The organism is Streptomyces sp. NPDC006430 (assembly GCF_040612395.1).
Lineage (GTDB): Bacteria > Actinomycetota > Actinomycetes > Streptomycetales > Streptomycetaceae > Streptomyces.
Genome location: NZ_JBEXQA010000005.1, coordinates 327,414 through 338,946 on the forward strand (window position 1 = coordinate 327,414; position 11,533 = coordinate 338,946).

Here is an 11,533-nt window from a genome sequence, read left to right on the forward strand (position 1 = left end):
GTCACCTCTCCTTCTGCAGTACGGACAGTGCGGCAATCAGCTCGGCCTGTGGTTCGGGGGTCACGTCGAGCGCCTCCAGCGGGGCCAACCGCCGGTCCCGTTCGGCGCGCAGCACCTGCTCCAGGTGCTGCGTGACCAGTTCGCCGCCCCGGTCGCGCAGCCACACGGCGGCCTGTACGCCGATCCGTTCGGCGAGTTTCTCCCCGGCGGGCCGGGCGCGCTTGCCACCGAGTAGGGCGGCGACCAGCAGGGCGGCGACCCCGTCGGGGTCGGGCGCGGGCTGCTTGTCGAGCTTCGCGACCTCTTCCTCTGCGAGTTCCTCCAGCACGCGCCGCCAAAGCCGTACGGCCATGCCGATGCGCTCCCCCGCCTCCCGGTCCGGCCCGGGCATCGGCACCGCGCTGGCGGCCGGCTCGCGCCGCCAGGCCTCGGCGATCCGCTCGTCGGCGGCGGCCACCGCGCATTGGAGCAGCGCGGCGAGCGACTCGGCGAGCGAGTCGAGCAGTTCGTCGGCGCTGGTGTCGAGGGGGTAGCCGCGCCACCGGGTCAGTGCGTCCCCGGCCAGTACGGCGCCCTGGTCGAGCCGGTTGCGGACCCGCTTCCCCTCCCTCCTGTACGCGTCTTCCACGGCCGAGGTCAGCCGTACGGCGGCGGCGTGCTGGGCGGCGACGGCGGATGCCAGCTCCGGCATCCGCCGACCGAGGGAGTCCAGCGCGCCGAGCGCGGTCCGCCCGACGGCGTACTGCCGGGCGGCCGGATCCTGCGCGTGGTGGGCGAGCCACGCGAACAGCGGGGCGACGGCACTGGCCGGCAACAGCCCGCCCCCGCCGGCCGACTCGGGAAGTTCGGGCACCGTGAACCGCGGTACGTCGCCCAGTCCGGCCCGAGTGAGCAGCGCCCCGTACTGTCGCGAGACCTCCGCCAGTACCTGGTGCGGGACCCGGTCGAGAACGATGACCAGGGTGGACTTGTACTGCTTGGCGGCGCGCAGCAGGTGCCAGGGAACGGCGTCGGCGTACCGCGAGGCAGTGGTGACCATGACCCAGACGTCGGCGGCGCAGATGAGCTGGGCAGCAAGTGTCCGGTTCTCGACCACGAGGGAGTCGACGTCGGGGGCGTCGAGGATAGCGAGCCCGCGCGGCAGGCCGGCCACGGTCTCGATCCGCAGTTCGCGGGTGGCAGTGGTGCTCCGGCGGCTGCGGGAGGCATCTCGGTCGAGTTCGGGGAGCGGGTCGTCCTCGTCCATCGGAGCCCAGACGCGCATCAGATCGGGGAGCACCCGCATGCCCGCGAACCAGTGATGGTCGTCCGGATGGCAGACGAGAACGGGGATGCGGGTGGTGGGCCGCAGTACGCCGGCCTCACTCACCTGGCGCCCCACGAGGGAATTGACGAGGGTGGACTTACCGGCCCCGGTGGACCCGCCGACGACGGCGAGCAGCGGCGCCTCGGGCGCCTTCAGCCGGGGTACGAGGTAGTCGTCGAGCTGCGCGAGCAACTCGACTCTGGTCTGGCGGGCGCGCGGAGCGCCGGGCAGGGGCAGCGGCAGACGCACGGACGCGACCCGGTCGCGCAGGGCGGACAGGGCATCGAGCAGCTGAGGCCGAACATCCAAGGTCACCACATGCGAAGAATGCCCAATTTAAGGCCATTTTTGAAGCTTATACGTCCCCTGCGCGCCGACCGCAACTCCAGCAGGACCTTTTGGACACGGAGGACGAGTGGGACACAGGCATAACGAGTGCACAACACCCAGGGCGCCGCGGCGTAAAAGCGGTGCGAGAATCGCACCTGCCTGCGATTATCGGGACCGCTTCACCGAACCTCCACATCGTGGCACGCGGGTGAAGCAACCGGGACAAGGCAACCGGAGCCCTATCCTTGACCTGGCACGGACGACAGTCCCACCCCCACCCCGGGGCTCCAGGCCGCCACGGCCACCTTCCGGCCCCCGTAGCTCAGTGGATAGAGCAGGTGCCTTCTAAGCACTTGGCCGCAGGTTCGAGTCCTGCCGGGGGCACTCTTCACGTCCCACCCCAAGCCCTCCTCCGCGGAGGGCTTTCTTGTAGGTCGACGCGGGCGGGCGACGCCCTTTGCAGGGCGCGCGGGACCGGGTAGGCGAGTCGGCTCGCGCTCGTGCCGGCCTCCGGCCGGATTCCGTTTTCACGGCGTTGCACTGCCCCGGCGCCTTCGGGTGAGGTGGTCGGCCTCACCCTTTCGGGGCTCGCTCGGTCCCCGGCCGCCGGGGGATCAGGGGGTGGCCTCTTCGCGTAGGCGGCGCTTGTCCGGCTTGCCCCGGGGGGTCAGGGGGATCTCCTGCCGCCAGAACACGGCTGTCGGACGGTGGGCCGGGGCGAGGGTCGCCAGGACCAGGTCGCAGGCCTCGGCCGCCGTCGCGGCGTCGGGGATGCGGCCGGGCGCCGGGACCAGGAAGGCGCAGACCTCCTCGCCCGTCAGCGGGCTGTGGCGGCCCACCACCACGGCCTGGGCGACCCCGGGGTGGCGGGTCAACGCCGCCTCCACCGGGAGGCAGTAGACGTTGTCCCCCTCGACCATGACCACGTCCGCGGCCCGGTCGTCGAGGTGGAGGTACCCGTCCTCGTCGGCATGCCCGAGATCGCCGGTGCGCAGCCATCCGTCCCTGATCGCCGCGGCCGTCAGGTCGGGGCGATTCCAGTAGCCGGTCATCATCGCCGCGGACCGCGTCCACACCTCGCCCGTCCGCCCGGGAGGCAGTGCCCGGCCGTGCGCGTCGCGCACCTCGACCTCGACCCCCGGCACCGGGCGGCCGACCGACGCGAGCAACTCGGGCCGGCCGGCGACGGCGGCCTCGTGGTCGGCGGGGGTGAGGCGGCAGATCACCGCGGCCTCGTTCATGCCGTAGCCCTGCTGCCAGTGGCCACCCCAGCGGGTCACGGCCTCGTACAGCCGCTCGGGCAGGATAGGAGCCGCGCCGTACGAAACGACGCTCAGTCCGGGGATCCCAGCGGCCGTGTCCGGATCGTCCAGCAGGCGGTACACCATCGCCGGTGTCAGGTACGTGGACACGGGTCCGAGCCGTGCGCAGTCGGCCGCGAACTTCCGGGTGTCGAAGGCGTCCTGCACTTCCACCCTGCCCCCGCAGCGCAGCTGTTCCAGGCAGCGGCCGCCGGACCGGTGGGCGAGTGAGGTGACGGAGAGGTACGTCAGCCGGCCCCGGTCCACACCGCGATCCCGGCCGGCGCGGTCATTGCGGCCTGCGTGGTCATCGCGGCCTGCGCGGCCGTCCGTCCGGGCCCCGAGCGCGCGGAAGGTGGAGGCCACCCCCTTGGGCACCCCAGTCGTACCGCCCGTGTACGTCACCCGCGCCACGTCGTCCTCCCGCGCCCGTACGGGCAGTGGCGTCGCCTCCCGGCCGGCCGCCTCCTTGAGCAGCTCGTCCAGGGCCAGCCGGGCCGCCCCCGTATCCGGTACGGGCACATCGTGCACCACGAGCCGGGGCAGGCAGTCCCGCAGGACGAACTCCAGGCCGTGGACGTACGGATCCGCGACGATCTGGGTCAGCCGCGCGCCCAGCACGTGCGCGGCCAACCGGACCGGCAGCACCTCCAGCCGGTTGCCGCCGAAGACGCAGGCCAGCCCTGTACCGGGCCCGACCCCGTGCTCCGCCAGCGCCCCGGCCAGCCGGTACACCAGGTCCAGCAGCTCCGAGAAGGTCAGCCCGGCGCCGTGGGCGCCGAGCGAAGGCCGCCCCGCGTACCGCTCCAACGCCCCCACCAGATCCGTGACATAGCGCGCGGTCACGCCCACCACCTTCCGTGAACGGGGCCGACCCTCCGTGGTCGGCCACCTGGTGCGCCCGGGCTCAGGCGCCGACCATGGGTGCCATGACGACCGGATCCCAAGCCCGTGCTCGCTCGTTCGACTCGGCGGCCGAGCGCTACGCCGCCCACCGCCCCTCGTACCCACCCGCGCTCCTCGACACCCTGGAGGACCTCGCCGGCTTCGCACTGTCCGGTGCCCGTGTGGCCGACGTCGGTGCGGGCACCGGGATCGCGACCGCTCTGCTGCACGCGCGCGGGGCGCGGGTGGTCGCGGTCGAGTCGGGCGAGGGGATGGCCGCGGAGTCGGCGAGCCCGGCACGGACGCCTTCCTCGCCGCCGAGCGCGTCCGACTGTCGGCCCTGTTCCCGGCCGGCTGGATCGAGGAGCACTACGTGGTCGACCTGAGCATCGCCCGATCGGGTGGATCCCGGTCGGGGGCGGGCCTCGGCTCCACCGGACCGGCGGAGCTGACGTGAGCGGAGGGTGGAACCGGAGATCCGGGATCGGGGGTCCGGAGTCGGTCGCGGACGGCTCAGGCGACGGGCACGTCCTCCGGGGAGACGCCGAGGGTATGGACCGCCTGGTAGTAGGTCCAGGCAGTGCCGTCGCAGGAGGTCCTCCTCACACCCGAGTATGCCGAGCAGACCCGCTTCAGGTCCGCGTACAGGGCGTCGTCCAGCCGGGCCTTGGAGGTGGGGAAGGCGCCGGCAGCCTTGTAGTTGCGGTAGCCGAAGTCGTGGCGGGCGCAGGACATCTGGAAGGGGAAACCGAAGGGGTTGTCGGGCGAGGACGAGCAGTAGTCCGTCGACCAGTCGAAGCCGTACGACCCCCACGTGCCCCGGCTCCCGCGCGCCGTGACCCAGGCGTTGTAGCTGGCGGCGCTGGTCTGGGTCCAACCGCTGAGCACCTGGGGCTTGTCGGCCGGGGCCGCCGAGGCGGGGGTGGCGAGGACGAGCGCACCGGCCGCGGCGGCCGATGCGAGGACGGGAACGGGACGACGGCGCATGACATTCCTCCGGAACGCGGTGGGGGCCCGCCCGGGTAACCCGGTACGGCGTCGATTTCCACCCTCGGCGGGCGTCCTATCGCCACCCCTCAACGCTGCTATAACGCCCTGTGGCGGCACGGGTGTCGGGGTGGTCCGCGGGTCGGGGCCCCGGGTTTGTCGTCAGTTGGGCCCGGGCCGACCCCTGTAGGACCCTCTCGCCCCTCGCGAAGGCCCGGCGCACCGCCGGGGCGACCGGCGTAGTCGCCTACACCCTCAGGTAGGACCTGATATCAGACTTCGGGCAGAGGGCAGATTCGTCCTGCGGAGGGACGCGCGCGAGGACCGCAACGGCAAGACTGGATCACATGAACCGCCGTCCCCTCGTCATCGCCGTCGCCACCGTGGGAGTCCTCGCCACCGCCGCCTTCGCGCTGCCCAACCTCCCGCCCAACCCCGTGACCGACTCCATCAACGACCAGCTCTTCAAGGAGAAGAGCCGGCACTTCGCGACCGCCGCCGATGCGCCCACCCACGGCCAGCCCGCCTTCGCGCTGCCTTCCTGGGTACCCAAGGACGCCAGCGACATACGCATACGCGCGCGCACCACCGGTGGGGCCAGGCTGATCCGCTTCACACTCGGCGCAACCCCGATGGACGGTCCGCAGTGCACCACCGGCACGCCGAAGGAACTCGGTCGGCGGCACATGGACGCCACGTGGTGGCCGCGCGGCACGCGGGCCGAGGAGCGGCCCGAATGCCGCGATGTCCACCAGTACCAAGTCTCGGTGCGCGGCAAGCGGGTCTACGCCTGGACCGACGGGACGCCCTCGCCGGGGGCCAAGACACAGGACGGCGCCCCAGCCGCGGCCCCCACCCGTCACCACGGGTAGGTCCGGCGTCTAGTCACGGGCGAGCGCGGCAGCGGTGGCCCGCCCGAAACCCTCCGGGTTGTCGCGCATGATGCTGTGCCCGCGGGTGACGCCGGCCGCGTCGAGGGCGGTTCCTCCCCGGCCAGCTCGACCCAGCGGATCCGGTCATCTTCCTTCGTTACAACGGCACTTTGCACCGCAAGATCCCTTGACCGACGAAAGCACGAGAATAACCGGGCCGCCGCGAGCCCCTCGTCTACCCTCGTCGGGTGAGTACGAACCTGAACCGACTCGGCGAGGACACCCCGCGGACCGGCGAGCTCCCCGCGGGGGCTGCCGTGAGCGTGTGGTCCCTGGACACCACCCTCGACGTGGTCGGCGGCCACCGGATCGACGAGGCGCTGTCGATCCTGGACGCGGACGAACACGAACGGGCCGGGCGGCTGTTGCGGCCCCGCGACCGGCACCGGTACCTCGCCTCGCACGTGGGCTTGCGGGTACTGCTCAGTGGCTATCTGGGGCTGGCGCCGCAGGAGGTCGCCCTGGTCCGGGAGGACTGCCCGTGCTGCGACGGCCCGCACGGCCGGCCCGCGGTCAAGGGTGCCCCGGTGCACTTCTCGCTGTCGCACAGCGACGGGTTGGCGTACTTCGCCTTCGCGGGGGTGCCGGTCGGCATCGACGTGGAGGGGGTTCCGAGCCCGGCAGCGGTGGCGGACATACTCAAGAACCTGCATCCGGCGGAGACGGCGGAACTCTCCGCGCTTCCCGAGGCGGAGCGGCAGGAGGCGCTAGCCCGTCTGTGGTCGCGCAAGGAGGCCTACCTCAAGGGCACGGGCACCGGGATCGCCACGGGCGTGGTCGAACCGTACGTGGGCTCGGGCCCCCGCCCGGCTCCCGTCCCCGGCTGGCAGTTGACGGACCTCCCGGCTCCGCCGACCTACGCGGCGGCCCTCGCCGTCCGCACCTGATCTCCGACCGTGACCTCCGTCCATGGCCTCCGTCCGGCCGCGGCTGACCCGTCCGTCCGGATCCGTCCCTGCGGCCACGCCTGATCCACCCGGCCACGCCTGCCCCACCCGATCGTGGGGTGAGCGGGCCAGCTACGCACGACCCGCCCCGGCAAGGTCCGTGGCGGCCGTTCCGCGGGCCGCCACGCCGTGAAGAACCCGGGCCGTCGCTCGTCGTGCGCCTATCGTGACCGCCATGGACATCCGCCCCGCCCGTACCGTCGCCGAACTCCAGGCCGCGGAAGGGCTCTTCGACGGTCCCACCCGGCCCGACTGGTCCGAGCACTTCCTCTCTGCGCCCGGACACGTGATGCTCGTCGCCTACGTCGATGACATCCCCGCCGGCATGGTCTCCGGGGTCGAGATGAGCCACCCCGACAAGGGCACCGAGATGTGCCTGTACGAGCTCTCCGTCGACGAGGGCTACCGCCGCCGCGGCATCGGCCGGGCACTGACCGAGGCCCTCGCCGACGAGGCCAAGGCTCGCGGCTGCTACGGCATGTGGGTGGGAGTCGACACCGACAACGAGGCGGCCCTCGCCACCTACGCCGCCGCCGGCTCCCGCGACGAGGGCGTTTTCGCCATGCGCGGCTGGCCCCTCTCCGGCTAGGACTTGTCCGGCCGATCATGTGCGAAGCCAGATGGTGAGGGCTGCGGCGGTTGCGGTGCCGAGGTAGACGTAACGGCGCTTGTCGTAGCGGGTGGCCACCGCCCGGTGCTGCTTGAGCCGGTTGATGGCCCGTTCGACGGTGTTGCGTTTCTTGTACCGCTCTTCGTCGAAGCCCGGTGGACGTCCGCCGCGTGAACCTTTGCGCAGGCGGGCGGCCTGGCTGTCGGTCTTCTCGGGAATCGTGTGCCGGATGCCCCGTTGCCGCAGATAGTCGCGGCACGGCCCGTTGCTGTAGGCCTTGTCGGCCGCAACGCTGTCCGGCTTCTTGCGCGGCCTGCCTGGCCCAAGCTTCGGAACGCGGATCTTTTCCAGAACCGGTTTGAACTGGGTACAGTCCGCCCGCTGACCTGGTGTGACGATCAGGGACAGCGGGCGGCAGCGGCCGTCCGCGCTCAGGTGGAGCTTGGTGGTGAACCCGCCGCGCGAGCGGCCCAGGCCCTCACCTCCCGCACCACCTCCACCAGGCGGGCGTGCAGGCTCTGCCACGGCGTTTCGTCCTGATGTTCTGGCCCTTCGGCCCCCTTTGAGGTGGGGGCCGGCGGCGGGTCAGTGCGGGCACCCGCCGCGTGCTGATGCGCCCGCACGATGGTGGAGTCGACCGAGATGTCCCAGTCGACCTCACCAGCCATATCCGCCGCGGCCTGGACCTGCTGCAGCAGACGCTCCCACGTCCCGTCGGCCGACCACAGCCGGTGCCGTTCGTAGACGGTCTTCCACGGCCCGAAGCGTTCGGGCAGGTCACGCCACTGAACGCCGGTCCGCACCCGGTGCAGAATCCCATCGATCACCTGCCGGTGATCCCGCCACCGGCCACAACGCCTGTTGCTGACCGGTAGGAACGGCCGCAGCCGTTCCCACTCGGCATCACTCAGATCACCCCGCCCCATGACGTGAGGAACGACCCGACCACACGTCGGTCACAAGATCACACGAACCCTGATCCCTACTCCGTGACGAAGGGTGTGTATCCGACCGGGACCTCGCTCACCTGAAGGTCAGAGAAGACCAAGGTCAGGTTGTGTGCGTTGGTCTCAATGCGTACCTCATGGAAGTCGATCCCGACGGCCTTCGACCAGCGGCGGGTCGCCTCCGACTCAGGGAGAAGCTTGGCTCCCGGGTACAGGTCATGCCACTTCACCCCCCAGACGTATCCATCAAGGTCGACACCGGTTTCCCGGTCGATGAGCCGGTCGTCCAAAGAGACCCGCCAGGTCTGCGCCGACACCGACGTCTCACAACGGGCCTCAACGCAGTACCGGAAGAGATACCGCAGGTGGGACGGCGTGATGCCGGTACGAGGAGCAGCCGTCGCGTAGACGATGACCTCGTAGTCGCGCATGTAGTTGGTGTATCCGTGATGCACAACAGCCTGATCGAAGGTCTCGTCCAGCATCTGTTCAAGTACGACGGTATCCATGCCCCCCTTCTACCTCACTCGACGAGACCTTCGACAACGAGATACACAGGCGTCAAACGCCATCGCCTCAATGATCGACCGGACAGGTCCTAATCCGTCCGGCGGCGTGTCGTGCGCCCACTCGGCGCACCCTCCGCGCGCGCCCGGCCCCCGCCTCGCAGAGCATCGGCCGCTTGACCGCACTCACCGCGTTGCTCCCGGCAGCCGCCCCGCCGGCAACAACACCGCCCTGCCGCCACCCCCGGCACACGCCGCTGCGGACCGCACCGAAACCCCCACCGCCCCCTACGTGGTGGTCCTCAAGGACACCAGTCCCCGCACCCCGGCCCGCGCCCTGGCCGCCGAGGCCGCAGGCTCCGGCGACCGGGTGGGGGCCGTCTACAACAGCGTCCTCAGCGGCATCGCGGTGCGCACCACGGCTGCCCGCGCCGCTGTCCTCGCCGCCGACCCGCGGGTGACCTCCGTGGAACCGGACGCCGAGTTCCGGACCAGCGACACCCAGAAGCCCGCGCCCTGGCCGCTGGACCCCATCGACCGGCGCGACCTCCCGCTGGACGGCCCGTACGCGTACGCCACCACCGCGCGGTGTCAGTGGATGGTGAAGGACGCAGCCGCGTCCCCGGGCACCCCCGCCGTGGCGAACATGAGCATGGGCGGCACCCGCAGCTACGCCCTGGACGCGGCGGTCACCCGGGCGGTCACCGCCGGGATCACCTTCACCGTCGCCGCCGACAGTGCCGCCGGGGACGCCTGTGCCGGCTCCCCTGCCGCCGTCCCCGTGGCCGTCACGGTCGGCGCGACGGACTCCGCCGACGGGTGGGCGTCGTTCTCCAACCACGGCAGGTGTGTGGACCTCTCCGCGCCGGGCCTGTCCGTCATCTCGGCCTGGAAGGGTTCCACCACCACCCTCGCCCGCGCCTCCGGCACCTCCATGGCGGCCCCGCCCGCGGCGGGCGTCGCCGCGCTGGTCCTCGCAGAGGGCCTTGCGGCGGGCGGTACGGCGAAGACCCCGGCCGAGGTCTCCGAGGCGCTGGTGCGGGGGCCGTACCGGACCGCCTCACGGGGGTCCCCGCCGACACCGCCGCCCTGCTGCTGCACGTCCCGGCCACCACCGGCTAGTGCTGTGACCGGACGACCAGGTCGGTCGCACGTCGGCACCCCACGCATCCCACCCGCCCCGGCCCGCCGCAGACCCGGTCTGATGGGACATCAATTTCTGTGTGCTTCGGGCGAAAGCAAGTCATTGACTTCTCATCACCGCGACGCGTCAATGTCGGCCACCGCACCGGCTCGGCCTCCTCCCCACAGCGGGTGGGGGGAGGGTTCGTCTGACGAAGGAGTCGCGACCCAGTGAGTACAACGTTCCGACGAAGAGTTCTGGCCGGGGTGGGCGCCCTGTCCCTCGCGCTGACGGGCGGTGTGGTGGGCCTGACCGGCACCGCTCAGGCGGCGACCGTGACCACCCCCGTCTTCGAGAACTGCGACGCCCCTGCACCGCAGGCGGACGGTTCGGGCAACCAGAACTACACGATCACCGTGCCCGGCCAGGCCAAGGCCGGCGACGTCGTTCCGATCACCATCGACCCGGGTGCGAGCCCACTGGTCCCCGGCTTCTCCGTCACGACGGTGAACACCTCCAAGATCACCCTCAAGGTGGGGGCGACCACCCAGGTGGTCACCAGTCCGCCCGAGACCGTCAGCGTCGTCGCGGGCACCCCGCTCGACCCGAAGGCGTTCTCCGGAACCATCAAGATCCCGGACGGCACCGAGGGGACCACGGTCGACATCAAGCTCGACCTGGCGGTCACGGACGCGGACCTGAGCGGTTCGATCTTCACCACGACCTGTACCCCGGCGCCCCGGCCGAGCGCCACGATCGGCTCGGTCGCGGTAGAGGCCCTGCCCAAGGACCCGGTCACCACCAAGTTGACGCCCAACAGCGGCAAGGCGGGCACCGCCGTCGTCGTCACCGGCGCCAACTTCCCGGCCGGTCCCGTCACCTGTTCCGCCCTCCTCGCGGGCGCGGCGACCGGCGACACCGGCACCGGCACGGCGGACGCCTCCGGCGCCGCCACCTGCAACATCACCGTCACCAAGAAGGCCGACGCCCTCAAGATCGACGGGTCGATCACCCCGTACAAGTCCTTCGTGTACCTGGAGGACCAGGCGGGCGTGAAGAACCCGGTCGACATCGAGGTGCTCCCCGGCCCGCTGGCACTCGGTCCGAAGGACGGCCAACCGGCCGTTGCCTTCCCCTCGGTCACCATCAACGGCAAGGCCCAGTCGGTGGTCGGCGTCTTCAACGCCGCGACCGTCCAGGACTTCCGCGGCGGCACGCTCGGCTGGGACGTGACGGCGACCCGTACGCCGTTCCTGAACCAGACGACCGGCCACTCGATGGCGAAGGCGCAGATCGGCATCCAGCCGTCCTGCACCGTGACCAACCCGGACAGCCCGAGCACCTGCACCGCGGGCACGCCCGGGGCGATCTCCGAGACCCCGATGAAGGTGGCCTCGCAGGCCGCCGGCGGGGAGGAACTGACCGGCGGTGAGTTCGCCGTCGGCGGCGCCGGGATGATCCAGCTCCCGCCGTTCATGTTCGCCGACACCTATCAGACGGTCGTCACCTTCTCGATCGCCTGACCCGGCAACCCGACCGGCCGGAGCGGCCCCGGGGTGGTGCGTCCACCCGCTCCGGCTCGTGCGAGGCGCCGGTTAATCGGCCAGGTCGAGAATCACGCGATATTCCAGTCGGCGGGGGACGTCCGAGCGATCAGAC

General features: G+C 71.4%; 9 protein-coding genes, 1 tRNA gene and 2 pseudogenes. 7 read left to right on the forward strand and 5 right to left on the reverse strand.

The genetic code is table 11. The features are described from left to right. Nucleotide 1: 1 nt before the first annotated feature. Nucleotides 2-1,615 (reverse strand): dynamin family protein, encoded by a 1,614-nt coding sequence (locus tag ABZZ20_RS11230; protein ID WP_356869100.1) that lies wholly within the window; start codon nt 1,613-1,615, stop codon nt 2-4. Between the two features lie 332 nt (nt 1,616-1,947). Between ABZZ20_RS11230 and ABZZ20_RS11235 the strand changes: the two genes are divergently transcribed. Continuing rightward, nucleotides 1,948-2,020 (forward strand) — tRNA-Arg (locus tag ABZZ20_RS11235). A 230-nt stretch (nt 2,021-2,250) separates the two neighbouring features. Here the strand turns inward: ABZZ20_RS11235 and ABZZ20_RS11240 are convergent. Beyond that, nucleotides 2,251-3,783 (reverse strand): AMP-binding protein, encoded by a 1,533-nt coding sequence (locus ABZZ20_RS11240; protein ID WP_356869102.1) that lies wholly within the window; start codon nt 3,781-3,783, stop codon nt 2,251-2,253. A gap of 83 nt (nt 3,784-3,866) precedes the next feature. On the opposite strand from ABZZ20_RS11240, the pseudogene ABZZ20_RS11245 reads away from it, so the two are divergent. Beyond that, nucleotides 3,867-4,106, forward strand: a pseudogene (locus ABZZ20_RS11245) (SAM-dependent methyltransferase); the annotation flags it as partial. A gap of 229 nt (nt 4,107-4,335) precedes the next feature. Here the strand turns inward: ABZZ20_RS11245 and ABZZ20_RS11250 are convergent. Beyond that, nucleotides 4,336-4,809, reverse strand: coding sequence for a phospholipase (locus ABZZ20_RS11250; protein ID WP_356869104.1), 474 nt, complete (start codon nt 4,807-4,809; stop codon nt 4,336-4,338). Between the two features lie 347 nt (nt 4,810-5,156). Between ABZZ20_RS11250 and ABZZ20_RS11255 the strand changes: the two genes are divergently transcribed. The 3 genes from ABZZ20_RS11255 to ABZZ20_RS11265 all read left to right on the forward strand — a co-directional run bounded on the left by ABZZ20_RS11255 (nt 5,157) and on the right by ABZZ20_RS11265 (nt 7,277). Next, a complete protein-coding gene (locus tag ABZZ20_RS11255) occupies nt 5,157-5,681 on the forward strand; it encodes a hypothetical protein (protein ID WP_356869105.1) in 525 nt (174 codons plus the stop codon). 248 nt (nt 5,682-5,929) lie between these two features. Further along, nucleotides 5,930-6,628 carry a 4'-phosphopantetheinyl transferase superfamily protein gene (locus tag ABZZ20_RS11260; RefSeq protein WP_356869107.1) on the forward strand — a complete coding sequence of 233 codons (699 nt, stop codon included), beginning with the start codon at nt 5,930-5,932 and terminating at the stop codon, nt 6,626-6,628. Nucleotides 6,629-6,863: 235 nt separating this feature from the next. Then, a complete protein-coding gene (locus ABZZ20_RS11265; protein ID WP_356869109.1) occupies nt 6,864-7,277 on the forward strand; it encodes a GNAT family N-acetyltransferase in 414 nt (137 codons plus the stop codon). 15 nt (nt 7,278-7,292) lie between these two features. On the opposite strand, the pseudogene ABZZ20_RS11270 reads toward ABZZ20_RS11265, so the two are convergent. Together ABZZ20_RS11270 and ABZZ20_RS11275 are read right to left on the reverse strand one after the other, a co-directional pair. Continuing rightward, nucleotides 7,293-8,224, reverse strand: a pseudogene (locus tag ABZZ20_RS11270) (IS5 family transposase). A gap of 56 nt (nt 8,225-8,280) precedes the next feature. Next, nucleotides 8,281-8,754, reverse strand: coding sequence for a hypothetical protein (locus ABZZ20_RS11275; RefSeq protein ID WP_356869111.1), 474 nt, complete (start codon nt 8,752-8,754; stop codon nt 8,281-8,283). Nucleotides 8,755-9,043: 289 nt separating this feature from the next. Here ABZZ20_RS11275 and ABZZ20_RS11280 point away from each other — a divergent pair, with 289 nt between their 5' ends. Both ABZZ20_RS11280 and ABZZ20_RS11285 read left to right on the forward strand, forming a co-directional pair. Then, nucleotides 9,044-10,108, forward strand: a complete 1,065-nt coding sequence (locus ABZZ20_RS11280; RefSeq protein WP_356869112.1) for a S8 family serine peptidase — start codon at nt 9,044-9,046, stop codon at nt 10,106-10,108. Next, nucleotides 10,105-11,397, forward strand: a complete 1,293-nt coding sequence (locus ABZZ20_RS11285) for a hypothetical protein (protein ID WP_356869114.1) — start codon at nt 10,105-10,107, stop codon at nt 11,395-11,397. Before ABZZ20_RS11280 ends, ABZZ20_RS11285 begins: the two co-directional genes overlap by 4 nt. Nucleotides 11,398-11,533: the final 136 nt, after the last annotated feature.

Coding starts and splice junctions, on each gene's coding strand:
- ABZZ20_RS11250 (WP_356869104.1), bottom strand. CDS start 4,809: ATGCGCCGTCGTCCCGTTCCCGTCCTCGCATCGGCCGCCGCGGCCGGT.
- ABZZ20_RS11255 (WP_356869105.1), top strand. CDS start 5,157: ATGAACCGCCGTCCCCTCGTCATCGCCGTCGCCACCGTGGGAGTCCTC.
- ABZZ20_RS11265 (WP_356869109.1), top strand. CDS start 6,864: ATGGACATCCGCCCCGCCCGTACCGTCGCCGAACTCCAGGCCGCGGAA.
- ABZZ20_RS11275 (WP_356869111.1), bottom strand. CDS start 8,754: ATGGATACCGTCGTACTTGAACAGATGCTGGACGAGACCTTCGATCAG.